The 23,793-nt window shown below is 55.9% G+C and carries 25 protein-coding genes; 15 read left to right on the top strand and 10 right to left on the bottom strand.

What is annotated here, in order from left to right; translation table 11 throughout:
* Positions 1–28: 28 nt before the first annotated feature.
* On the bottom strand, positions 29–673 hold the full coding sequence (locus ID864_RS15070; RefSeq protein ID WP_191150025.1) for an NAD(P)-dependent oxidoreductase: 645 nt from the start codon (positions 671–673) through the stop codon (positions 29–31).
* A gap of 101 nt (positions 674–774) precedes the next feature.
* Here ID864_RS15070 and ID864_RS15065 point away from each other — a divergent pair, with 101 nt between their 5' ends.
* The 3 genes from ID864_RS15065 to ID864_RS15055 all read left to right on the top strand — a co-directional run bounded on the left by ID864_RS15065 (position 775) and on the right by ID864_RS15055 (position 2,950).
* Positions 775–1,689, top strand: a complete 915-nt coding sequence (locus ID864_RS15065) for a LysR substrate-binding domain-containing protein (RefSeq protein ID WP_048916151.1) — start codon at positions 775–777, stop codon at positions 1,687–1,689.
* A gap of 42 nt (positions 1,690–1,731) precedes the next feature.
* Positions 1,732–1,971: a DUF1289 domain-containing protein gene (locus tag ID864_RS15060; protein WP_048916150.1), complete on the top strand. Its 240-nt coding sequence runs from the start codon at positions 1,732–1,734 to the stop codon at positions 1,969–1,971.
* Between the two features lie 82 nt (positions 1,972–2,053).
* Positions 2,054–2,950, top strand: a complete 897-nt coding sequence (locus ID864_RS15055; RefSeq protein WP_048916149.1) for an aldo/keto reductase — start codon at positions 2,054–2,056, stop codon at positions 2,948–2,950.
* A gap of 4 nt (positions 2,951–2,954) precedes the next feature.
* On the opposite strand, the gene ID864_RS23745 is transcribed toward ID864_RS15055, so the two are convergent.
* The 4 genes from ID864_RS23745 to ID864_RS15035 all read right to left on the bottom strand — a co-directional run bounded on the left by ID864_RS23745 (position 2,955) and on the right by ID864_RS15035 (position 6,933).
* A complete protein-coding gene (locus ID864_RS23745) occupies positions 2,955–3,635 on the bottom strand; it encodes a hypothetical protein (RefSeq protein WP_224750522.1) in 681 nt (226 codons plus the stop codon).
* 200 nt (positions 3,636–3,835) lie between these two features.
* The gene (locus ID864_RS15045; protein ID WP_191150024.1) at positions 3,836–5,827 is read right to left on the bottom strand and encodes an FUSC family protein; all 1,992 of its coding nucleotides are present in this window, start codon (positions 5,825–5,827) and stop codon (positions 3,836–3,838) included.
* A gap of 7 nt (positions 5,828–5,834) precedes the next feature.
* The gene (locus ID864_RS15040) at positions 5,835–6,692 is read right to left on the bottom strand and encodes an efflux RND transporter periplasmic adaptor subunit (protein ID WP_133623525.1); all 858 of its coding nucleotides are present in this window, start codon (positions 6,690–6,692) and stop codon (positions 5,835–5,837) included.
* A 4-nt stretch (positions 6,693–6,696) separates the two neighbouring features.
* Positions 6,697–6,933 carry a DUF1656 domain-containing protein gene (locus ID864_RS15035; protein ID WP_191150023.1) on the bottom strand — a complete coding sequence of 79 codons (237 nt, stop codon included), beginning with the start codon at positions 6,931–6,933 and terminating at the stop codon, positions 6,697–6,699.
* A gap of 142 nt (positions 6,934–7,075) precedes the next feature.
* On the opposite strand from ID864_RS15035, the gene slyA reads away from it, so the two are divergent.
* A complete protein-coding gene (gene slyA, locus ID864_RS15030; RefSeq protein WP_166643177.1) occupies positions 7,076–7,519 on the top strand; it encodes a transcriptional regulator SlyA in 444 nt (147 codons plus the stop codon).
* Positions 7,520–7,568: 49 nt separating this feature from the next.
* On the opposite strand, the gene slyB is transcribed toward slyA, so the two are convergent.
* Positions 7,569–8,036, bottom strand: a complete 468-nt coding sequence (gene slyB / locus ID864_RS15025; RefSeq protein ID WP_048916143.1) for an outer membrane lipoprotein SlyB — start codon at positions 8,034–8,036, stop codon at positions 7,569–7,571.
* Between the two features lie 263 nt (positions 8,037–8,299).
* On the opposite strand from slyB, the gene anmK reads away from it, so the two are divergent.
* The 5 genes from anmK to pdxY all read left to right on the top strand — a co-directional run bounded on the left by anmK (position 8,300) and on the right by pdxY (position 12,872).
* On the top strand, positions 8,300–9,418 hold the full coding sequence (anmK, locus tag ID864_RS15020) for an anhydro-N-acetylmuramic acid kinase (RefSeq protein ID WP_191150022.1): 1,119 nt from the start codon (positions 8,300–8,302) through the stop codon (positions 9,416–9,418).
* 60 nt (positions 9,419–9,478) lie between these two features.
* Positions 9,479–9,799, top strand: coding sequence for an MliC family protein (locus ID864_RS15015; RefSeq protein ID WP_187497763.1), 321 nt, complete (start codon positions 9,479–9,481; stop codon positions 9,797–9,799).
* Positions 9,800–9,864: 65 nt separating this feature from the next.
* Positions 9,865–10,521: a pyridoxamine 5'-phosphate oxidase gene (pdxH, locus tag ID864_RS15010; RefSeq protein WP_048916153.1), complete on the top strand. Its 657-nt coding sequence runs from the start codon at positions 9,865–9,867 to the stop codon at positions 10,519–10,521.
* Positions 10,522–10,655: 134 nt separating this feature from the next.
* The gene (tyrS, locus tag ID864_RS15005; RefSeq protein WP_048916140.1) at positions 10,656–11,930 is read left to right on the top strand and encodes a tyrosine--tRNA ligase; all 1,275 of its coding nucleotides are present in this window, start codon (positions 10,656–10,658) and stop codon (positions 11,928–11,930) included.
* A gap of 81 nt (positions 11,931–12,011) precedes the next feature.
* Positions 12,012–12,872, top strand: coding sequence for a pyridoxal kinase PdxY (pdxY, locus tag ID864_RS15000; RefSeq protein ID WP_133623527.1), 861 nt, complete (start codon positions 12,012–12,014; stop codon positions 12,870–12,872).
* Between the two features lie 38 nt (positions 12,873–12,910).
* On the opposite strand, the gene gstA is transcribed toward pdxY, so the two are convergent.
* Both gstA and ID864_RS14990 read right to left on the bottom strand, forming a co-directional pair.
* A complete protein-coding gene (gene gstA, locus ID864_RS14995) occupies positions 12,911–13,516 on the bottom strand; it encodes a glutathione transferase GstA (protein WP_048916138.1) in 606 nt (201 codons plus the stop codon).
* 100 nt (positions 13,517–13,616) lie between these two features.
* Complete coding sequence (locus ID864_RS14990) at positions 13,617–14,519, bottom strand: LysR family transcriptional regulator (protein ID WP_191150021.1); 903 nt, start codon at positions 14,517–14,519, stop codon at positions 13,617–13,619.
* A gap of 98 nt (positions 14,520–14,617) precedes the next feature.
* Between ID864_RS14990 and ID864_RS14985 the strand changes: the two genes are divergently transcribed.
* The gene (locus ID864_RS14985) at positions 14,618–15,235 is read left to right on the top strand and encodes a glutathione S-transferase (protein WP_191150020.1); all 618 of its coding nucleotides are present in this window, start codon (positions 14,618–14,620) and stop codon (positions 15,233–15,235) included.
* Positions 15,236–15,237: 2 nt separating this feature from the next.
* Positions 15,238–16,131 carry a PNPOx family protein gene (locus tag ID864_RS14980; RefSeq protein ID WP_048916135.1) on the top strand — a complete coding sequence of 298 codons (894 nt, stop codon included), beginning with the start codon at positions 15,238–15,240 and terminating at the stop codon, positions 16,129–16,131.
* Between the two features lie 45 nt (positions 16,132–16,176).
* On the opposite strand, the gene dtpA is transcribed toward ID864_RS14980, so the two are convergent.
* Positions 16,177–17,670: a dipeptide/tripeptide permease DtpA gene (gene dtpA / locus ID864_RS14975; RefSeq protein WP_191150019.1), complete on the bottom strand. Its 1,494-nt coding sequence runs from the start codon at positions 17,668–17,670 to the stop codon at positions 16,177–16,179.
* 558 nt (positions 17,671–18,228) lie between these two features.
* On the opposite strand from dtpA, the gene betI reads away from it, so the two are divergent.
* The 3 genes from betI to betA are packed head-to-tail and all read left to right on the top strand — an operon-like array spanning position 18,229 to position 21,999.
* The gene (gene betI, locus ID864_RS14970; protein WP_048916133.1) at positions 18,229–18,828 is read left to right on the top strand and encodes a transcriptional regulator BetI; all 600 of its coding nucleotides are present in this window, start codon (positions 18,229–18,231) and stop codon (positions 18,826–18,828) included.
* Positions 18,829–18,839: 11 nt separating this feature from the next.
* Positions 18,840–20,306, top strand: a complete 1,467-nt coding sequence (gene betB, locus ID864_RS14965; protein ID WP_224750521.1) for a betaine-aldehyde dehydrogenase — start codon at positions 18,840–18,842, stop codon at positions 20,304–20,306.
* Between the two features lie 46 nt (positions 20,307–20,352).
* Positions 20,353–21,999 (top strand): choline dehydrogenase, encoded by a 1,647-nt coding sequence (gene betA, locus ID864_RS14960; protein WP_048916132.1) that lies wholly within the window; start codon positions 20,353–20,355, stop codon positions 21,997–21,999.
* 115 nt (positions 22,000–22,114) lie between these two features.
* On the opposite strand, the gene ID864_RS14955 is transcribed toward betA, so the two are convergent.
* Positions 22,115–22,750 carry a carbonic anhydrase gene (locus ID864_RS14955; RefSeq protein WP_048916131.1) on the bottom strand — a complete coding sequence of 212 codons (636 nt, stop codon included), beginning with the start codon at positions 22,748–22,750 and terminating at the stop codon, positions 22,115–22,117.
* A 527-nt stretch (positions 22,751–23,277) separates the two neighbouring features.
* Between ID864_RS14955 and tssB the strand changes: the two genes are divergently transcribed.
* Positions 23,278–23,775, top strand: coding sequence for a type VI secretion system contractile sheath small subunit (tssB, locus tag ID864_RS14950; RefSeq protein ID WP_048916130.1), 498 nt, complete (start codon positions 23,278–23,280; stop codon positions 23,773–23,775).
* Positions 23,776–23,793: the final 18 nt, after the last annotated feature.

The following is a 23,793-nucleotide window of genomic DNA, read 5'->3' as shown; positions in this document are numbered from 1 at the left end:
ATTAGCCCACCGCAGCGGGCTGGGTAAATTAGTAAGCAACGGTAAATTGCTGGCGGATATGCTGTGGCTTTTCGATCTCATCAAGGATTGCCACCGCCAGGTCGGCGACGCTGATTGAAGCGGGCTTATCACCATTCATCAGTAGCGAGGTGTTGCCAACCCGGAATTGTGCGGTGCGCGGCCCGGGTTCAAGAAATGCCGCAGGCGAGAGATAGGTCCACTCCAGCTGGCCCTCTTCTGCCTGTAGCTGATTACGTAATGCCCGCGCTCCCAGCGCTCCGGGCTTGATATTCGCCGGGAATGCCTCAGTATCGACCAGTTCAACCCCCGGAGCGACCTCAAGACTGCCCGCACCGCCAACCACCAGCAAACGCTGCACGCCACTGCTTTTCACCGCTGTCAGAATCTGATTGCTGCCGCGCGTGAATTTTTCAAACAGGTCGCTCTCTGCCCAGCCGGGATTATAGGCGCTGATAACCGCATCCTGACCGTTAAGTACGCCGCTCAACCACTCGCTGTCGTGGATATCACCCAGTGCCTGAGTCAGATGGCTATCCACAGGCAAATTTTTGCCGGAGCGGGAAACGGCGACCACCTGGTGGCCGCGTGCCAGTGCTTCTTTAACGATGTCCGGCCCGACAAAACCGCTTGCGCCAATGATGGTAATTTTCATAGCAATGCTCCTCTGTAAGTGTGTATTGCACTCTACAGCTTAACAAGCAGAGCGATAAGTGGCATATTTATGCTTTTATAATGAAGTAATACTTACTAATCATGGAAAAACTCAACCGTATGGCGGTGTTTGCCACCGTGGTCAGGGAAGGTTCTCTTGCGGCGGCAGCACGCTGCCTGGCTATGTCACCCTCTGCAGTCAGTCAGCATTTGCGCGCGCTTGAGCAGGCGGTCGGCGTGCCGTTGCTGCACCGTTCGACCCGTAAGCTGACGCTATCCGAGGCCGGTGCAGCATTCTATCCGGGCTGTGAGGCGATGCTTAAAAATGCCCAGGAGGCGGAGCAAAGGCTGGCTGAGATGCGTGATACCTTGACCGGGGAGCTGCGCATCAGTTCTACGCCGGGGATCGGTGGCCAGCCACTGTGCAGTGCGCTATCACCGTTACTGCAGCAGCATCCCGGCCTTCGTCTGCGTATTATTGCCACCGATAACGTGCTGGATATGATTGAACATCGCATTGATATTGCGCTGCGTTTTAGCCGCCAGTTGAGCGATGCCAACATCATTGCTCACCCGCTGGCTGAGTGGCCGATGGTGATCTGTGCGGCACCGGCTTACCTTACCCGTTATGGCGTACCGGAGACGCCGCAGGCACTGTCAGCGCATCGCTGGATCCACGGACACCACTCTCATCGCCACATCGACTTCCATCATCCGCGTGAAGGCGAGCTGACCCTGCGTCTTGCCGAAGGGCAGGTGGTTAGCGACAGTATGCACGTGATGCGCGCTTTTACCGTGGCGGGAATGGGGCTATCGCTTCAGCCGCTGCAGGAAATTCAGGAAGAGCTGCGTAGTGGTCAACTAATGCTGCTGTTACCGGAGTGGCGTGCGGCGCCGCTAAAATTAACGGCGCTGACGCTCGAACGGGTTTTACCGGAAAAAAGCCGCCAGGCAATACGCGCATTGCGCGATTATTTCAGTAAAAACCACCGCGTCACGCTTGCAGACATCGACTGAGCCGTCTTCAATAAATATCAGGTAGAGCAATCAGGAGTTAGGGTGGCTGAACAACTTGAGTTTTTCCCGGTACCCAGTCCCTGCCGCGGGATCTGCCAGGCGGACGATCGCGGATACTGCCGGGGCTGTCTGCGCAGCCGCGACGAGCGGTTTAACTGGATGAAATTCAGTGATGCGCAAAAGCGCGAGGTACTACGCCTGTGTCGCCAGCGCTTTCTGCGGCTGCAGAGAGTGGGCGCGGCAGCTGCACCTGACGAACCGGAACAGCCAACGCTGTTTTGACGGTAAGCTTGACGGCAACGTGCTTCCGGTGCGGAGTGATGGTGTATCATGCGTTTAGTCATTTCGCTAACGGAGAGTACAGATGTTACAACGCGTGCAGATCGCCCCACAGGGCCCGGTTTTTTCCCGCATGGTGATGGGCTACTGGCGGCTGATGGAGTGGGAAATGACCTCGCAGCAGCTGGTCAGTTTTATCGAACAGCACCTTGAGTGCGGCATAACTACTGTCGATCATGCCGATATCTATGGCGGCTATCTGTGTGAAGCTGAATTCGGTAAAGCGCTACGTTTGCAGCCTCAGCTGCGCGAGCGTCTGGAGCTGGTGACCAAATGCGGTATTGCCACTACGGCGAACCCAGACCACAAGCTTGGCCACTACATCACCGATGCTGCGCATATTATTCAGAGCGCCGACAACTCCCTGCGTCACTTTAATACTGATTATCTCGATTTGTTGTTGATCCACCGCCCCGATCCGCTGATGGATGCGGACGAGGTGGCCAGTGCCTTCCTGCAGTTGCATCAAAGCGGCAAGGTTAAGCACTTTGGCGTCTCCAACTTTACTCCCACGCAGTTTTCCCTGCTGCAGTCGCGACTACCGTTTACGCTGGTCACCAATCAGGTGGAGATTTCCCCGGTTTATCAGCCCCTTCTGTTGGACGGTACTCTCGACCAGTGTCAGCAGCTGCGCATTAAACCCATGGCGTGGTCATGCCTGGCGGGTGGTAAAATGTTTACCGGCGCGGAATATCAGCCGTTGCGCGATGAGCTCAAGCTCATTCAGCAGGAAACCGGAGCCGAAACGATCGAGCAGCTGATTTATGCGTGGATACTGCAACTTCCTTCGCAACCATTACCGATTATCGGCAGTGGGAAAATTGAGCGCGTGCGCAGTTCAGCTGCTTCAACACAGATAACGCTGAACCGCCAGCAGTGGTTCCGCATCCGTAAAGCTGCACTGGGATACGACGTACCTTAAACTCTTATATCCAGTGAAATGCCTTCGCCAGCAGGCCTGTCATGCCAATGGCGAGGGTAATTAACGCTCCGAACAGCAGCCTGAAATCGGCACGCGCATCGTTTCTTAGGATGCCGATTTCTGCTTTAAGTTCGGTGCGCATACTGCGCATTTCACAACGCACCAGGCGAAACTCTTCCTGGGTTTCCGCACGCAGTTCTTCCAGCTCCTGGCGTTTAACCAGCCCCGAAATGTCTTTCACCAGACCCAACTGGCCCTGCTGCAGCGCGCGAATATCGAGTTTCATTTCCTGCTGCGACTGCTTCATTTCCTGCTGTGAAACATCCATTTTCTGAAATGAAATTTTCAGCTCCTGCACCGAAAAATCAGTCGCCTGCTGCGCCTGTTTCAGCTCGTGCATTGAAGACGCCATCACCTGTTGCGTTTGCTTCACGTCCTGCAGCGATAAATCAGTCGCCTGCTGCGCCTGTTTCAGCTCGTGCAGTGATGACGCCATCACCTGTTGCGTTTGCTTCACGTCCTGCAGCGATAAATCAGTTGCCTGCTGCGCCTGTTTCAGCTCGTGCAGTGATGATGCCATCGCCTGTTGCGTTTGCTTCACGTCCTGCAGTGATAAATCAGAGGCCTGCTGCGCCTGTTTCAGCTCATGCAGAGATGACGCCATCACCTGTTGAGATCGCTGCATTTCTTGCTGTGAAAGCCTGATAACCGTTAAATCATCGTGCGAGTGTCTGTTTTTCATCCCAGTATGCATCTCATCCTCCCTGAACACGGTGTCGTTCTCCGTCGGCTATTTTATGCTCACTGGCGAGGAGATTAAACCTGTCTGCGTAAAAATAATACCGCCTGTTATTAATTTTCAGAGCGACTGCGCAAAAACTGGGTTTAGCCCTGTCTGAGCTGTGACAACGAACAGAGTAAGCGCCAGATAATGCCCGCCAGTTCCGTTTCCTGTTCTTCCTGAGCACGGCTCAACATATCAATGCGCTGCTGCAGCGTGTTGAGCGTGTCATTGAGTGAAACGTGATGAACACCGCGCTCGCTGATGATGGTTTGCAGATCCTTCAGAACCGCATCGCGGATTTGCGCCAGTTCAGGCGTTCGAGGGCGCCATTCGCGCAGCTGCCAGGCGATATGCGAACAGTTCAGTAGTACCACTCCCCAGCGCAACAGCCACAAACGGGCCTGATCGTCACGGCTGTTATTGAGCTGGTCAATGCGGTGGTAGATCAGTGACTCAAAACTGTCCTGATTGAGCCGTGGGTGCCTGCCTAACTGGTCAACGAACTCCCGGCGTAGCGAACGGATGTGGCGCCGACTGCGGCGTTTGTCCGAGCTGGGGCGAAGAATATGAAAGGCTATCCAAACCAGCATCACGCCGCAGACTTTGGCCAGGTTATCATTGATAAAGCTTTGATAATCATAGGTGGGTGGATTAGTTACGGCGAGGAAAGAGCCCATAAAGACGATCAGCTGACCCCAGAGTGCCGCCCGTTTTTTTTGCTGAAGTTTGAACAGTTGTAAAGTTAGCAGCAGTGGAAATAGCACAATAAGGAATTGCCACAGAACGTTAACCTGCACCATCAGGCCAAACTTCATGACAAAGCTGAATATCGACAGCAGGCCAAGGGTTTTTAACAACAGCGAAACGCTGCTGGTAGGGGAAGGGGATGATGAGTAAAGCACGCAGCTAATGGCTGCCAGCGTCAGGGCTGACGGTCCCGACTCCCACTGAGTGGCGATAGAAAAACTACATCCCAGTAAAATAACGCAGAAAGTGCGTAAGGCATTCCACCCCGCTTCGGCGCCATCGGCCTGGCGCGCCAGTGGCGGTGAGGGGGGAGGCGAAAGCCAGGCCTGGCTATCTGCGCGTTCAAACTGTCGTAACCAGCGCGAGATATTCAGATACAGCCAGCAGAAATAGCGTAAACGATTCCAGAAAGCACGATGCCGATAATCCGTGCGGTCCTGCGGAGCCGCAGAGCGCAGAATTTGTGCCAGCCGGTATTTGTCAGCATCCCCACGGGCTAACTCGGCCAGCATCTGATGCATAGCGCTAAACAGCACCTCGGGCGGATTTTCCCACAGTAGCAGCATTCGCCGCAGGCTGGAGATGACGCTGGTCAGGCGCAGCTGCTGGTGGAGGATATAGTTGAGTACATTGTTTTGCCGCCGAAAACGATAATGGCTCCAGAATGCCTGAATACGTAACAGGTTCATCGTCAGGATCTGGCCGATAACGTTCTCATGGGCTTGGCGGATATTGTCGGTGCTTTCACGCTGCAACAGCAGGGTAGCGTGATCCAGCAGCTTGCCGTGCATCTCTTTCAGCGAGCGAATCAGCGAATCACCATCTGAGGTGCTGGGCAATATCATCATCATCAGGCCGCCGCAGAGGATCCCGGAGATAACCTCGCAGACGCGCGCCTGAGCGATAGTCCAGATATCATCGATTTCAACCACGTTGACGCTGGTAAACGCGATAATTGCTGCAGTATAACCCGCCAAAGAAAAAGCATAAGCGACGTTATTTTGATAATGATTCGACACCCAGGTGCAGAGCGCCAGCCAGCCAGCAATGGCCACAGCAAAAAGCCATGGGTCGTTCAGGGTATGCCCGGCAATAATCAGCGCGGCAGCGGCCCCTAGCATGCTGCCGACAATACGGCCCAGGCTTTTACTGATTACGCCGCCCAGGGTAGGGAAACTGACTACGGCAGCGGAGGTCATTGCCCAGTAGGGTTCATCCAGCTGTAATCCGTAAGCGATGCTCAGCGCCAGACACATGGCAATCGCGTTGCGCAGGGCATAGCGCCATTGGCCACTCGTGGCTTTGATCCACGGAAGTTGCTGCCATTCCAGCCAGCTAAAATTCATCAGGGCCTCAGTGCTGGATCGAAATGGTACAGGTTGTTCCGGCAACCAGCGATGCGTCCGGAGGGACGTTCGCAAGCTTTATTCGCACGGGAACACGCTGTGCCAGCCTGACCCAGGGAACATTCGGTTTGATATCCGGCGTCAGCCCGCTGTCAGTTTCTACACTTTGATCGTAGATAGCCCGGCCAATGCTTTGCACGGTTCCCGCGAGTTGACGGTCGTCGCTGTAGAGACGAATATTGGCCTGCGCACCGGGTTTGATGTGGCGCAGCTTGGTCTCTTCAAAATAGCCGACAACATAGAAAGAGTGGCTATCGACCAGCACAAACAGGGGCGTTCCGGTGGTGGCGTAATCGCCGATACGCGTAGCCAGATTATTAATCCAGCCATCGGTGGGCGCATAAACCACCGTTTGTGACAGATTCCACTTAGCCTGATCCAGCTCCGCCTGCGCAGCTTTCGCGGCTGAATCCATCGATTTTGCCTGCAGGTTGGCCGCATCGAGATCTTCTGCGGAAATCACATTACGCGGCAGGTTCTGGCGGCGGCGGGCTTCATGCTCTGCTTTGACGAGGTCAGACTGCGCCTGCGCCAGCTTTGCCTCTGCATTGAGCACGGCAATCCGGAAAGGTTCATCATCCAGCGTGAACAGCCGCTCCCCTTTGTGAACAAACTGGTTGTCCTCAACGTCCAGCTTCTCAATTCGTCCGGAAACCTGCGGCGTGATGCTCACCAGTTCAGCACGAACTTTGCCATCACGCGTCCACGGCGACTGCATGTAGTAGTTCCACATCCACCAGCCCGCCGCGATCGCAGCAGTGAAAAAAATCAGGGTTGAAAAGTACTTCAGTGAACTCAGTTTCATAGTCTTACCCGGTGATGAATAGCCACAGCGAAGCTGCTACGCAGAGAATGAACAGCGAGAGATCCAGTAGCGTGGGGTGCCAGATTTCACCTGAATACATCCAGTCTCGCAGCAGGGGGTGAAGCAGCAGCCAGATGAAAAAACCGAGTAAAACGGCTTTAAACAGCGGTGGAAAATAGAGCGAAGCACCCAACACCAGGTCGGTGAAGGGACTTGCTGAGGGCAAAAGTGATGTTATCAAACGCTGAATCCTTCTTCCCGGTGCGTTGCAGGCGACCGACAACTTAATACGACATCTCTAAGGATGGATTTGTATTTTGTCCTGTAAACTCGCAGAATAGTCTAGAATGAGGCGTGATAGCTAGCAAGCTAATTATAAGGAGTTGAAATTGGATACCCCCTTGGGAACCGACCTTGCAAGATTAGTACGCATCTGGCGTGCTCTGATCGATCAGCGACTCAAGCCGTTGGAGCTGACGCAAACCCACTGGGTTACGTTGCATAATATCCATCAGCTTCCGCCTGAGCAGTCGCAGATTCAGTTAGCAAAAGCCATTGGTATCGAACAGCCTTCTCTGGTACGCACGCTGGACCAGCTTGAAGAGAAAGGTTTGATTACGCGCAGCACCTGCGCCAGTGACCGCAGGGCGAAACGCATCAAGCTGACACAACAGGCCGAGCCGATTATCACTCAGGTTGAGCACGTTATTGACGCCACTCGCGATGATATCCTCGCGGGCATTTCGCAGGCGGAGATCGACAAGATGGTGACGCTGATCGCCAGGTTGGAAAAAAATATCCTTGAACTTCAGGGAAAAGACGAATAAAAAAACCGGCTCTCAGGCCGGTTTTTTTATCATACGAGCGGATTGCGGATTAGCGTGGGGAAACGGTGACCTGGCTGCCGTTTGACGCCATGGAAACACGCTGGCCAACGGCATAACGGCTGGCTGCCTGTTTCTGTACCACCATGATGGTGTTGCCATCATCCTGACGGATTTCCAGCTCTACACCCTGGCTCTTGTTCAGAGAGCCCTGCACGCCCTGGCCTGCTACACCACCCGCCACGGCACCGGCTGCCGTGGCAAGGCTGCGCCCGGTACCGCCACCGACGGTGTTACCAAGGAAACCACCCAGCACTGCACCACCAATCGCCCCGATAATATTGCTATCATCGCCACCCTGGATCTGTACCGGACGCACAGAAACCAGCGTGCCATAGGTCACTCTCTGCACCTGTTTCGCTTCAGAGGCACTGTAAACATCACCGGAAAGGGTGTTGTCATTCACACAGCCAGCTAGCGTCATCCCGGCAAGCGCCACCACGACTAAACGCTTCATCATAATAGAACTCCTATCTGTTACAGGTGCTGCCAACCATAGCAGCGGTCAATAGCATTATTATATGGCACAACCGGCACGTTACTCACTAATAGTTTGTAAAAGCACCGCAGAAACATAATGCAACGCGATTAAACGTCGCTTCAATCACAACATAAAATGCCAGATAAATTTCATCGCCAATTAAAGATGCCTAAATCATAGAATTGCGGCGTTAATTTTGCCAGGCTGGGAGCATGAAACTCACACCCGGGTAGGGGTAAAGCATGAATTCAGGGCGCTACATTGGCGTGATGTCCGGTACCAGTCTTGATGGTATTGATGTGGTACTGGCCGCCATTGATGGTCAGATGGTGGCACAGCAGGCAAGCTACAGTCATCCTATCCCTCAGGAACTGCGCTTGCAGATCCTTGCGATATGTCAGGGACAGTCGCTAACGCTTTCACAATTAGGCCAGTTGGATACCCGCCTGGGACGACTGTTCGCCGAGGCCGTGCAGGCGTTGCTGAAACAGCAGGGGATCGCCAGCGAGGAGATTGTCGCCATAGGTTGCCACGGGCAGACGGTGTGGCATGAGCCGCTGGGGGATGCGCCAAACACTCTGCAGATCGGTGACAACAACCAGATTGCTGCCGCGACGGGGATTACGGTAGTGGGCGATTTCCGCCGCCGCGATATGGCCCTTGGCGGGCAGGGTGCGCCGCTGGTCCCGGCGTTTCATCACGCAGTGCTCAGCCATCCCACCGAGCGGCGAATGGTGCTGAATATCGGTGGCATCGCCAATCTTTCCCTGTTACTGCCGGGCAAAACGCTGCGCGGTTTTGACACCGGTCCCGGCAATATGCTGATGGACGCCTGGGTCTGGCGTCAGCAGGGGCTGCCATACGATAAGGATGGCGCATGGGGAGCATCGGGCAGCGTAGTCTGGCCGCTGTTGCAGCAGATGCTGAGCGACCCGTACTTCGCCCTGGCCGCACCGAAAAGCACCGGACGAGAATACTTCAACCTCAGCTGGCTGGAACAGCAACTCTCCACCTTCCCGGGGCTGGCAGCGCAGGATGTGCAGGCGACGCTGGTGGAACTGACCGCCACCACGATTTGCGAGCAGGTATTGCTGAGCGGCGGTTGTGACCGTCTGCTGGTGTGTGGCGGCGGCGGGCGTAATCCACTGCTGATGGCGCGCATTGCGGCGCAGCTGGCGGGAACCGAAGTCAGCAGCACGGACGAGGCAGGGATCGGCGGAGACGATATGGAGGCGCTGGCATTTGCCTGGCTAGCCTGGCGCACGCTGAGCGGCCTGCCGGGCAATCTGCCCTCCGTTACCGGCGCGCGCGAAGCCTCTGTTATCGGGGCAATATTCCCGGCAAACCGTCCAATTCGCTGATTGCATCGTCTGAAACGGCACTCTACCCTGACTGCAGAGTGGAGAACTAACAAGGAGTGAATGATGAAAAAGTGGTATCTCGCAGGCTTACTGGTTGCCCTGTCCGGCTGTAGCTATTTCCAGCCAGAGGATCAAGAGCAGGTGCAAACACTGCATTATACCTGTGGCACCCTGCCGCTGACGGTGAAGCTGGATAACAGCAAAGAGGAAGTGAGCCTGATTCTGGACGGTGAACAGCTGGTTCTGAAGCAGCAGGTTGCGGCTTCCGGCACCCGCTACAGTGACGGTCATTATACCTTCTGGTCAAAGGGCGAGAGTGCCTTTGTTGAGCGCAACGACCGAATAATTATTAACGACTGTCAGCAGGTTCCAGCCCGTTAACTGATTGAAATATTGCAGGGTGCGGCGCACAATGCCGTATCCCTCACTACTCAGAAGCCGCAATGATGACCGACAGCGATCACCTGCAACAAATAGCCCATCTGCGCCGTGAATATACGCGCGGTGGCCTGCGCCGCAAGGATCTTCCTGAAGACCCGTTGAGCCTGTTTGAACACTGGCTTAACCAGGCGGTTGAGGCTCAGCTGCCGGATCCGACGGCCATGAGCGTCGCGACCGTAGACGAGCAGGGCCAGCCCTATCAACGTATCGTGCTGCTCAAGCATTTCGATGCTCAGGGTATGGTGTTTTATACCAATCTGGGGAGCCGCAAAGCGAAGCAGCTGGAAACCAATCCGCGCATCAGCCTGCTGTTCCCATGGCATATGCTGGAGCGCCAGGTGATGGTGCTGGGCAGCGTGGAACGCCTGTCGACGCTGGAAGTGGTGAAGTATTTCCACAGCCGCCCGCGCGACAGCCAGCTCGGTGCCTGGGTGTCAAAGCAGTCGAGCCGTATTTCGGCGCGTGGCGTGCTGGAAGGCAAGTTCCTCGAGCTGAAGCAGAAGTTTCAGCAGGGCGAGATCCCCTTGCCGAGTTTCTGGGGTGGCTACCGCATCAAAATCGACTCAATGGAGTTCTGGCAGGGGGGGGCTCACCGCCTGCATGACCGATTTTTCTACCAGCGCGAAGGCGATGCGTGGAAAATTGACCGCCTGGCACCGTAAACACGAAATAATGCCGCTAAGCGCTGGACCAGCCCGATCCCGCGCTTTATTCTATACCCCTTATTTTTTCTCCGCGTTTCAGCGGAAAGCTGTGTACCAGCCCAGGTGCAGACTTTTTTTACATGGAGTCTTAGATGGCCAGCAGTAACCTGATCAAACAATTGCAAGAGCGGGGCCTTGTTGCCCAGGTAACGGACGAGGAAGCGTTAGCAGAACGACTGGCACAGGGGCCAATCGCTCTCTATTGCGGTTTCGATCCGACTGCCGACAGCTTGCATTTGGGGCATCTGGTGCCGTTGCTCTGCCTGAAGCGTTTTCAGGATGCCGGACACAAGCCTGTGGCACTGGTCGGTGGGGCTACCGGTCTGATCGGTGACCCGAGTTTTAAAGCGGCCGAGCGCAAGCTGAACACCAGCGATACCGTGAATGAGTGGGTGGAAAAAATCCGCCACCAGGTAGCACCGTTCCTCGATTTTAACTGCGGTGACAACAGCGCCATTGCGGCCAATAACTATGACTGGTTTGGCGGCATGAACGTGCTGACCTTCCTGCGTGATATCGGCAAGCATTTCTCTGTGAATCAGATGATCAACAAGGAAGCCGTTAAGCAGCGCCTGAACCGCGATGACCAGGGGATCTCCTTCACCGAATTCTCTTACAACCTGCTGCAGGGCTATGACTTTGCCTGCCTGAACGAGCGTCACGGCGTGGCGCTGCAGATTGGGGGTTCCGACCAGTGGGGCAACATTACCTCCGGCATCGATCTGACGCGCCGCCTGCATCAGAATCAGGTCTTTGGCCTGACCGTTCCGCTGATCACCAAGTCAGACGGCACCAAATTTGGCAAGACCGAAGGTGGCGCAGTGTGGCTGGACGCGAAGAAAACCAGCCCGTATAAGTTCTATCAGTTCTGGATCAACACCGCTGACGCTGACGTTTATCGCTTCCTGAAGTTCTTCACCTTTATGAGCATTGACGAGATCAATGCGCTGGAAGAAGAAGACAAAAACAGCGGCAAAGCACCCCGCGCCCAGTATGTCCTGGCCGAGCAGGTCACCAGACTGGTGCACGGCGAAGAGGGCCTGGTGGCGGCTAAACGCATCACCCAAAGCCTGTTCTCCGGCGCACTGAGCGAGCTGACAGAGCAGGATCTGGCGCAGCTGGCGCAGGACGGTATGCCGGGCGTGGAGCTGGAGTCCGGTCAGGATCTGCAGCAGGCGCTGGTTGATTCTGAACTGGCCCCCTCCCGCGGGCAGGCGCGCAAACTGATTGATGCCAAATCCGTCAGCATTAACGGCACGCTGCAGACTAACGCCGAGTATGCGTTTAGCGCTGATGACCGCCTGTTCGATAAGTACACGCTGCTGCGCCGCGGTAAAAAGAACTACAGCTTAATCAGCTGGAAATAATAAAATCGGTCGGGGTTTTGCTCCGTCCCTAAGCCGGTTAACGCCGGCTTTTTTAATGGCAAGAAAGGTCAGGTTAGCGCGATGAAAAACATTCTCTCCATCCAGTCTCATACGGTCTTTGGTCATGCGGGTAACAGCGCAGCAGAATTCCCCATGCGTCGCCTTGGCGCAAACGTTTGGCCGCTGAATACCGTACAGTTCTCCAACCATACTCAGTACGGCCACTGGACCGGTTCCGTGATGCCGGCCAGCCACCTGACGGACATCGCGCGCGGGATTGGCGATATTGACCGCCTGAAAACCTGCAATGCCGTGCTTAGCGGCTATCTTGGCTCTGCCGAGCAGGGCGAAGCTATCCTTGAGATCGTGCGCATGGTGAAAGCCGCCAATCCGGACGCCTGGTATTTCTGTGACCCGGTGATGGGGCATCCGGAGAAAGGCTGTATTGTGGCGCCGGGCGTGGCGGAGTTTCATACTCATGCCTCACTGCCAGCCAGCGACATCATTGCGCCAAACCTGCTGGAGCTGGAAATGCTCAGCGGCCGTCAGGTGGCGGACGTGGCAGAAGCGGTAGCAGCTGCACGCGAACTCATTGCCCGTGGGCCAAAAGTCGTGCTAATTAAGCATCTGGCGCGAGCCGGCTATCGCAGCGATCGCTTTGAAATGCTGCTGGTGACGGTCGATGAAGCCTGGCACATTGCCCGCCCGCTGATCGATTTCGGCGTGCGCCAGCCGGTTGGCGTGGGCGACCTCACCAGCGGGCTGCTGCTGGTCGATCTGCTGCACGGCCTGTCTCTCCAGCAGGCGCTGGAGCACGTGACGGCAGCGGTGTATGAGGTGATGCTGAAAACGCATCAGATGGGCGAGTATGAACTGCAGCTGGTTGCGGCGCAGCAGGCGATTGCCGAACCGCAGCAGCACTTTGCCGCGGTAAAACTCTAAGAGAAACGGGCAGGGCAGAAATGCGCCTGCCCGTTTTGTTAATTCAAGCCTTCCGCTTTCAGGGCCGCCGCCACCGCAGGCCGCGCCGCAACCCGTTCAAACCACTCGTTAAGTGCAGATAACCCGCTCAGATCCAGCTTGATGGCATGAGCCCAGCGCGTCACGGTAAACAGATAGGCATCGGCGACGGTGAAACGCAGCCCCAACAGCCACTGCTTCTCCTTCAGCTCATTATTCACGTACTGGAACTTCTGCAACAGCTGTTCCCGCGCCAGGGTTTTTACCTCTTCAGGCGTGGTGGGGCGAAACAGCGGGCTGAAGCCTTTATGTAGCTCGGTCGCGATAAAGTTGAGCCACTCCAGCGTGTGGTAACGGGTCAGGCTGCCTGCCGGTGCCAGCAGCTGGCGGTCGGATTTCAGGTCCGCCAGATACTGCACAATCGCCACGCCCTCGGTCAGTACCGACCCGTCATTCAGCTCCAGCGCCGGGACCTGACCCTTCGGGTTGATCAGCAGGTAATCTTCCCCCTGCTCGGTGGTTTTAGCCTTCAGATCGACATTCACCAGCGTAAAATCCAGCCCGGTTTCCCGCAGTACAATGTGAGGTGACAGCGAACAGGCTCCGGATTTGCAGTACAGTTTCATCACTTGCTCCTTATCGTCAGTGGCGCAGATCCCTTCAGCTTAACCCTGGCTGGTCAAAAAGCCAGCACAACCTTGAGTGGCCAGGCAAATTAATTGCTGATTATTTAACCCAGCGCAAGCTCTCAATCTCCGGCAGCCTGGTGCGGGCCAGATCCCAGAATGCGCGCACCCGCGCCGGCATATATTTCACATTTTGCGCCACCAGCTGGACCGGAACCGCCGGCGGGCGATATTGCGCCAGCACCTCGCTCAGTACACCCGTTTGCAGGTCGTCATAAACCTGGTAGGAGAACAGACGCGCAATGCCTTTACCTGCGCGGCAAGCGACAAGCTGGGTTTCCACGTCGTTGACCGTCACCCTGGGGGTGATGCGCACGCGTTCCTGCTGGGCCTCGGCGCGAAAACGCCACTCTCTTTGCTGAGCAGGGATCGTCCCTGCAATAAGCGGGTGATCTGCCAGCTGTCCGGGTATTTCAGGCGCACCGCGGGTCGCAATATAGTGCGGGCTGGCGACCAGCACGCGCTGCACGTGGCCGACCTCAGTCGCCACCAGCGAGGAGTCGCGCAGCTGTCCAATTCTGACGGCCATATCCAGCCCCTGCTCAATCAGGTCCTGGTAACTGTCACTCAGCATCAGCTCAATCTGGATATCGGGATAGATCGCCATAAAATCCAGCAGCAGCGGCGCAATATGCTTACGGCCAAACATCACGGGCGCGGTTAAACGCAGCTTACCGCTCAGCTGATTGCGGGTGGTGCTTTCTAAGACCTGCTGATAATCCTCCAGCAGCACGGTTGCACGCTCATACAGGGCTATCCCGGCTGGAGTCGGCGACAGACGCCGGGTGGAGCGTTCTATCAGGCTGAGGGCAAAACGGCTCTCCAGCGCCGCCAGCGTGCGCGTAATCGCCGGAGCAGAGCGCTGTAATTTGCGTGCGGCGGCGGCCAGGCTGCCCTGCTGCACCACGGCAACAAACACCGCCAGCTCGTCCAGTTTATCCATCACTGTTCCACTTTTTGTAATTATGAATTGTTATTTTTGCCCGTTTACGCCGATTTCAGCAAGAGTAAGCTTAATCAATTCAAACCGAGGAGATGACAATGACAGGCTTAACTTTATATGGCACCGAGCTATCCGGGCACGTTCATCGCGTCAAACTGCTGCTGAGTATGCTGAACCTCTCTGCGGACTGGGTAGAAGCCGATGCTGGCTACAGGCAAAGCGCGCAGTTCCTCGCGCTTAACCCGCTGGGCCAGATCCCGGTGCTGGTGGAGGGTGAGACGGTGATTACCGACAGTAATGCCATTATGATCTGGCTGGTAAAACGCTATGCCCCCGCAAGCGGCTGGCTGCCGCAGGAGTTGTCGCAGGAGGTGGCGGTGCATCAGTGGCTGGCAAAAGCGGCTGGCGAGATCCGCTACGGCGTGGCGTCGGCTCGCCTGATTAAGCAGTTTGGCGTGGCGGAAAACTACGACTCAGCGCGGGCGGTGGCGGCAAAATTCTTACCCCAGCTGGAAGCGCACCTGAGCAGCAGGCAATGGCTGGTCGCCGAGCGTGCAACCATTGCCGATCTTGCCTGCTATGCCTATGTCGCCCGTGCGCCAGAAGGGGGCATTTCGCTGCGTCACTATCCCGCAATCCAGCGCTGGCTTCAGCGTATTGAGGCGCTGCCGGGCTTTGTCGCACTCCCGGCACTGCCGCTGCCGGCGGAGGAGTGAATATGTTCCATCGGGGGGAGCAGCAGGCGCAGGAAAAGGCCGGGTATCAGCGGGTGAAAGCGGCGATCTACCCGACGATGCCGGAGCAACATCGCCTGTTTTATCAGGGGCTGCAGACCTTTTACCTCACCTTTGCGGGTGCTGACGGTTATCCGGTTGCCGCGCTGATTCAGGGGGCGCAGGGGTTTATTGCCACCCCGGATGAACAGCATCTGGATATTTCGCGCAGCGCGCTGCATAACTTGCCGTATCTGCCCGCTATCCAGCCCGGCATGCCGTTTGGCGGGCTGGGCATCGACCTGTCTAACCGGCGGCGAAATCGCGTCAACGGGGTGGTTGAGCGTATTGACCAGCACAGCATGCGCATTCGCGTGCAGGAGAGCTTTGGTAACTGCCCGCAGTATATTCAGCGACGGGTGCTGCCACCCCCTGACAGCAGGCGTCAGCCAGGGGTGGAGCCTCTTGCCGCGCTGGATGCCGATGCACGCTATCTGATCGCCGCTGCCGACACCTTTTTTGTCGCCAGCCACGCCAGGCGCGCAGGAGGGGTGGGCGGCGCGGATATTTCCCATCGTGGAGGAGTGCCGGGATTCATAACCCTCAGCGGAGGTAAGCTGCTGATCCCGGACTACAGCGGCAATCGCTATATGAATACGCTGGGTAACATACTGCTGGAGCCGCGCGTGGCGCTACTGGTTATGGACTTTCAGCAGGGAGCGGCGCTGCATATTCAGGGGCGGGCGGAAGTGTTGTGGCAGCGGCCGGGAGAGGGGCGGGTAGAACGCTTCTGGACGCTGGCACCGCAGCGCATCCTGCGCCTGCGTCAGCTGCTGCCCGCGGCAGGGTTGAGCGTGGAGTATGCGGATTCTTCGCTTGCAGCGGGCGACGAGCAATAAAAAAGGGCGACATTGCTGCCGCCCCGATCATTACCGCGTCAGCCGTCAGGCTTTGACTTTCTCAGGAACCGGCTGTTCATCCTGCGTCATACGATTCAGCAGCGGAGCAACCAGAATCATCAGTACGGCAATCACGCCGGTAGTGATCCCAATCTTCAGGAACACATCGCCGTACACGTGCAGCGATAGCAGCGGATCGGTAATATTTTCCGGTACCGCCATCAGGTTCGCCACTTTACCGGCCACCATCGCTGCGCCAGCGGTAGTCAGGAACCACGAGCCCATGATGAAGCCCATCAGGCGCTGCGGCACCAGCTGTGCCACCATCGCCAGGCCGAGACCTGAAATCATCAGCTCGCCCACGCTCTGCAGGGCATAGCTGAGGATCAGCCAGTTAACCGACACGATACCGAGCTGGCTAGCAAATGACGCCCCCAGCGGCAGCACCAGGAAGGCGGCAGAACAGAGCACCATGCCAAGCGCAAACTTGTGCGGCATCGGCAGGCGGTCACCCATCTTGTTATAGATTGCGGCCAGCAGCGGGCTGAAAATCATAATCCAGAACGGGTTAAGCGCCTGGAACTGCTCCGGCTGGAAAGTGATACCCAGAATGCTGTGCTCAACGTTGCGAATCGCAAAGAAGTTCAGCGAGGTTGGCATCTGCATATACAACACGAAGAAGACAATCGCCTGCACCATCAGTAAGAAAGCAACAATCATCTTACGGCGCGCGGCACCCTGCAGAGCAAAGGCCTCTTTAGCGAACACCAGTACGATACCAACCGCAATCACCGCCAGCACCAGGCGGGCAATCTCCTGGTTGTGCAGCAGCCAGGTCGCCACGGCGATCATTACGGCAATACCGACCAGCGTCGCCAGCAGTTTACCGACGTTCAGCGGGGCAAAGTCTGCTTTGGAGCCGTAGTTTTTCACCCACTTACGGAAGAACATAAAGTTCACCAGGGTGATCAGCATCCCGACAAATGACAGCGCGAAGGCGGTGCTCCAGCCATATTTATCGGCCAGCCACGGAGTGGCCAGCATAGAGAAGAAGGAACCGATGTTGATCGCCATATAGTACATGGTGAACGCGCCATCGAGACGCGGGTCATCTTTTTCGTAGCAGGTCGAGAGCAGTGAAGAGGGGTTAGCTTTAAACAGGCCGTTACCGACGGCGATAGTCGCCATCCCGATGTACACCATCGCCTCGTCATGGCCCGACCACGCGACCAGCGCATAGCCCAGCGCCAGTACCAGCGTACCCAGTACGATAACGCGCTTGGTCCCCAGCACTTTATCTCCCAGCCAGCCGCCCACGGCCACCAGGCCATAGACCAGCGCACTGAAGGAAGCGAACAGGGTGATCGACTGTGCTTCGGACATGCCCAGCTGTTTCACCAGGTAGACCGCCATGATCCCCTGTAGTCCGTAATAGCCGAAACGTTCCCATAATTCGATAGAGAAGATCAGATAAAACGCTTTAGGTTGTTTGAAAGCGTTGAGGCTTGGTGCCTCGGGTTGTTTGTTTGCAGTTGACACTTGTACCTCTGAATTCTTGACCTGTTTTGTGGCAGGAATTAAGTCGACGCAACGCGGGACGTACGCTCGTCTTATAGTTATAGAAGTTGAAAAACGCCGGATAATTTCGCCGATCGAACCCACAGAGGCAAGTTTTTTTTCATCACCGTCATCGCGCATTTTTATAGCGATAACTGAGTGGTTTTTGTTATTCAATAGTTAAATATGCTGTTTTACAACAAGTAACCAACCTAAGTGAGGGTGGGTGGCGTGAAATTTGTTCATTGTGCAGATAATTTCGCTAGCGCCTTCGTGTATGGCGACATCTGCTACACAAAGGTTTATCGATGGGTATTTATGCTAACTGAAGATCTAAAAACAGTGGTTATTCATAGTGCTAGCAAGATCAAGCAGGCGGAATTCATGCTAAACCCACTTTGAGTGATGTAGGTCACAAAAATAGCGATAATTTTTGATCTAAAAAAACGCCTCAACCACATTAAAGGTTTTTATTGATTGAACGTTCAATATAAAACGTCTACAATTACTCTCATTCAATAGCCAAAACCGATGAAGCCGATGCCAAAAATAGGAATGAAGGCGATCCGTCAGGCGCAGTTAATTAATGCCACTCTGACAGTGATAGACCGGGTTGGGCTGGCAGATGCCAGCCTGGCGCTAATAGCGAAAGAGGCTGGGGTATCAACCGGCATTGTCAGCCACTACTTTGGTGACAAAAACGGTCTGTTATATGCCTGTATGCGCCAGATAATGTCAGACCTGTACAAGGCGCTGGAGCGCCACCGGGCTGATGCACAGGCGGACCCTCAGGCGCAAATTACGGCTATCATCAACGGCAATTTTGACGTAGCAGATATCACCTCACCGGTGCTGAAAACCTGGCTGGTGTTCTGGACTAACAGTTTACATCAGCCCAATCTGCATCGTCTGCAACGCATTAACGACCGCCGTCTTTATTCCAACCTGACGGCACATTTCAGTCGCGTGCTGCCGAAAGAGCAGGCGCGTGCCGCCGGAGCCAGCATGGCCGCACTTATTGACGGTACATGGTTACGGATGACGCTGACTTCTCAGCCGATGGAACAGGGCCTGGAGCAGGCTCGTTCACTCTGCTATCAAAATTTAGCGCTGTGGTTAACCAGCGCACCCACCCCTTAAAAGGAGGAGACATGGCCGAGTTGCAACGCCGTGGTTTATACATCAACGGACGCGAAGTGTCCGGAACGGGCGAAACATTCACCACCATCAATCCTGCCAACGGTGAAGTGCTGGCAGAAATTTCAGGCGCCAGCCAGCAGGATATCGATGCTGCCGTTGCCTCTGCGCACGCCGGGCAAAAAATCTGGCGCAGCTACACTCCGGTGGAACGCAGCCGCGTGCTGCTGAAAGCGGTTGAAATCCTGCGCGAGCGCAATCAGTCGCTGGCCGAGCTGGAAACCGCCGATACCGGCAAGCCAATCAGCGAAACGGCCGCGGTCGACATCGTTACCGGGGCAGACGTGCTGGAGTATTACGCCGGGCTGGCGGTGGCCGTTGAAGGCCAGTCAATCCCGCTGCGTGACACTGCACTGGTTTACACCCGCCGCGAACCCCTCGGCGTCTGCGCCGGTATCGGCGCGTGGAACTACCCGATTCAAATTGCCATGTGGAAAAGCGCCCCGGCGCTCGCCACCGGTAACGCAATGGTATTCAAACCCAGCGAAGTGACCCCGCTGAGCGCACTGGAACTGGCAAAAATCTTCACCGAAGCCGGTCTGCCGGATGGCGTGTTCAACGTGGTGCAGGGCGCGGGAACCGTCGGTCAGGGTCTGAGCCAGCATCCGCAGATCGCCAAAGTCTCTTTCACCGGGGAAGTCAATACCGGCAAGCGCGTGATGGCGGATGCGGCCTTAGCCAACCTGAAATCCGTCACTATGGAGCTGGGCGGCAAGTCACCGCTGGTGGTGTTTGAAGATGCCGATCTGGAACGTGCCGTCGACGGTGCGATGATGGCCAACTTCTACAGCAGCGGCCAGGTGTGCACTAACGGCACCCGCGTTTTCGTGCAGCGTTCACTGCTGCCAGCGTTCGAGCAGCGCCTCAAAGAGAAAATGGCCGGAATTCACTGCGGCGATCCAACCGATCCGGCGGTGAACTTCGGTCCACTGGTCAGCGAAGAGCACTGCCAGAAAGTGGTCTCCTACCTCGAGATTGGCAAGCAAGAGGGTGCACGCCTGCTGGCGGGCGGCTCGCGTATCAGCGAAGGCCCACTGGCGAAAGGGTGCTACGTGCAGCCAACGGTGTTTACCGACTGTAGCGATGAGATGCGTATTGTGCGTGAAGAGATCTTCGGGCCGGTGATGAGCATTCTCGCCTTCGACAGCGAAGACGAAGTTATCGCCCGCGCCAACAATACCGAGTACGGTCTGGCCGCAGGGGTGTTCACCACCTCACTGAACCGGGCACACCGCGTGATCCACCAGCTGGAAGCCGGCATCTGCTGGGTAAACAGCTGGGGTGAATCACCTGCGCCGATGCCGGTGGGGGGTTACAAGCAGTCGGGCGTTGGGCGTGAGAACGGCCTGGAAACGCTGCACCACTACACGCGTACTAAATCGATTCTGATTGAGATGGGCGACTATCCATCCGCATTCTGATTTTTCGCCGCGGCGTACGCGTCGCGGCACTCTTACCGGAGGTTTAATGCAGAAATTTGACTATATCATTATTGGTGCAGGTTCAGCGGGCAACGTGCTGGCAACGCGACTGACTGAGGATGCTGACGTATCGGTACTGTTACTGGAAGCAGGCGGCAAAGACCACCGCTGGGACTTCCGTACCCAAATGCCAGCCGCTTTGGCTTACCCGCTGCAGGGTAAACGCTATAACTGGGCGTTCGAGACCGATCCCGAGCCGCATATGGGCAACCGCCGCATGGAGTGTGGCCGCGGCAAAGGCCTGGGCGGCTCATCGCTGATCAACGGCATGTGCTACATTCGCGGCAATGCGATGGACTATGACAACTGGGCGAGCAAGCCCGGGCTGGAAAACTGGTCCTATCTCAACTGTCTGCCCTATTTCCGCCGTGCTGAGAAGCGCGACATTGGTGAAAATGACTGGCACGGTGGTGAAGGCTACCTCAGCGTCACCACGCCGAAAAAGGGCAATAACCCGCTGTTCCGCGCCTTTATTGATGCCGCGCAGCAGGCAGGGCATGCTGAGACCGATGACCTTAACGGCTACCGCCAGGACGGCTTTGGCCCGATGGATCGTACCGTCACGCCGCAGGGCCGCCGCTCCAGCACCGCGCGCGGCTACCTCGATGTCGCGAAACAGCGCCCGAACCTGACCATCATTACCCATGCACAGACCGACCGCATTCTGTTTAGTGGTAAAACCGCCACTGGCGTCACCTGGTTGCGTAACGGTAAACAGGAACAGGCCGAAGCGGCGCGTGAAGTGCTGCTGTGCGCCGGGGCAATTAACTCACCGCAGATCCTGCAGCGCTCCGGCGTTGGCCCGGAAGAGTGGCTGCGCGAGCTGGATATTGATGTGGTGCATGCCCTGCCGGGCGTAGGTCGCAACCTGCAGGACCACCTGGAAGTCTATATGCAGTACAGCTGCAAAAAGCCGGTCAGCCTCTATCCGGCGCTGCAGTGGTGGAACCAGCCGGCTATCGGCGCAGAGTGGCTGTTTAACGGCACCGGCACCGGCGCCAGCAACCAGTTTGAAGCGGGCGGATTTATCCGCAGCGATGACCAGCCTGACTGGCCGGATCTGCAGTATCACTTCCTGCCGGTGGCGATCAATTACAACGGCAGCAGCCCGGTGAAGCAGCACGGTTTCCAGGCGCACGTCGGCCCAATGCGCTCCATGAGCCGTGGTCGCATCAAGCTGACCTCTAAGCACCCCTATGCCGCACCGTCGATCTTCTTCAACTATATGTCCGAAGAGCGCGACTGGGTGGAGTTCCGCAATGCGGTTCGCCTGACGCGGGAAATCATGCGCCAGCCGGCACTGGCAGAATACTGCGGTGAAGAGTTACAGCCGGGTATTAACGTGCAGAGCGACGAAGAAATTGATGCCTTTATCCGCGAACATGCGGAAACGGCCTACCACCCTTGCGGAAGTTGCGCGATGGGTAACGACGAGATGGCGGTGGTGGATGCAGAAGGGCGCGTACACGGTATGAACCAGCTGCGCGTGGTGGATGCGTCAATTATGCCGCAGATTACCACCGGCAACCTGAATGCGCCGACGGTGATGATTGCCGAGAAAATCTCCGATGCCATTCGCGGCAAAGCACCACTGCCGCTGTCAACGGCGGAGTATTATAAGCTGACCCGCTAGCCTTGATGTCGGGGCCGATCATCTTTTTCGATCGGCCCGCGCAATCGTAAAAAAAGGGCGGACCAGAAAAGCGGTCCGCCCCTACGTCTACAGGGCCGATCGGCCCTGTTCGCGCTTACTCGAAACAGACGCCCGGGTTTTCCGACAACAACACAAACTTCTTGCTGTCTTTATCCAGCGCGCGGATCACACCGCTCTCAATGTCATACACCCAGCCATGCAGGCGCAGTGCATTATTACGCAGGCCCACCGCCACGGAAGGGTGCGTTTTCATATTGTTCAGCTGCGCAATCACGTTCTCCTGCACCATGGCATTCAATTTTTCTTCTTCGCTGCTGTAACTCTTTTTCTCAACCACCGCTTTTGCTGCATCAGCGTATCGCAACCAGTGCGCGACCGCAGGCATCGGGTCCAGACACTGGCAGGAAGCGATAGCCTTCATGGCGCCGCAGTTAGAGTGGCCACAGATCACAATATCCGTTACGCCCAGTGCAACGACCGCGTACTCAATAGTCGCGGAAACCCCGCCTGGCTCTGGGCCAAATGACGGAACGATATTTCCGGCATTACGGATCACGAAGAGCTGTCCTGGGTCCTGCTGAGTGACCAGTTCCGGTACCAGACGGCTATCGGAGCAGGAAATAAACAACGCTTTGGGATTCTGGCTGGAGGCAAGAGTGCGAAATAACTCTTTCTGCTGCGGGAAAACCTCTTTCTGGAAGTTTAAAAAACCTTCAATGATGTGCTGCATAGCGAACTCTCTATTCTGGATCATGGCCGGATAGCAGGTGAAGCCGGTCGCATAATGAGGATAAAAGACAGGTCTAAAGCAAGGTATACCGGGCTGTTAGCCCGACATCCATTTTAGCATCAGACGGCCTAAGTGTAATCCTGGATCTGCTGACGTCACGCGGCAGGTATCCTACAGATTTTTCATCCATTTCCAGCGGTAGAAATACGGCCGAGGGGTTAGTGAGGTATCTAACAGTTTTTTATTGGAACAGTTAATATAAACGAATCATTTTGAGGTGGGGTAAAAAGGGGGGTATAAGCTTTTTTCATGTTTTTCTGAGTTTTCATTAGGAATGCTCCGAATTGTCATTCACGATTTCAATCAGTGACTTAACTAAAATAACAAGAAAATTCCTATATAAATCAGATCACAAAAACAGGGTTAGCATATTGCCCTTTCTCAGATGAGTGCTATATAGTCGCTTTTGTTCACACATGGAAAGTGTGCTTACCTGCGCTTTCCACGGCATGTTTAAAGGAACTAATATGAGCAACTCTTATCAGAATGAAATCCCTAAAGCGCGTGTAAATATCAAGCTTGACCTGCACACGGGTAATGCCAGTAAGAAAATGGAGCTGCCGCTGAAGCTGCTGATCACCGGCGATTTCAGCAACGGTCAGGAGCAGCGCGTGCTGTCCGAGCGTGAGAAAGTCAACGTTAACAAAAACAACTTCGACAGCGTGCTGGCGGAGTTCTCCCCATCGTTAAACATCTCGGTTGAAAACACCCTGGCCGGTGACGGCAGCGAAGAGAACGTCAAACTCACCTTCAGCAACATGAAGGACTTCACGCCGGAGCAGGTCGCCCGCCAGATCCCTCAGCTTAAAGCCATGCTGGCAATGCGCAACCTGCTGCGCGACCTAAAAGCCAACCTCCTGGATAACGTCACCTTCCGCAAAGAGCTGGAAACCATCCTGAAAAACCCGGCACTCAGTGATGAGCTGCGTAGCGAACTGTCCGCTCTGGCGCCTGAAAAAGCCTGATCCCCCCTTCACGGAACG

The organism is Erwinia aphidicola, from assembly GCF_014773485.1.
Classification (GTDB): Bacteria; Pseudomonadota; Gammaproteobacteria; order Enterobacterales; family Enterobacteriaceae; genus Erwinia; species Erwinia aphidicola.
This window is presented reverse-complemented; position numbering and strand designations above follow the sequence as displayed.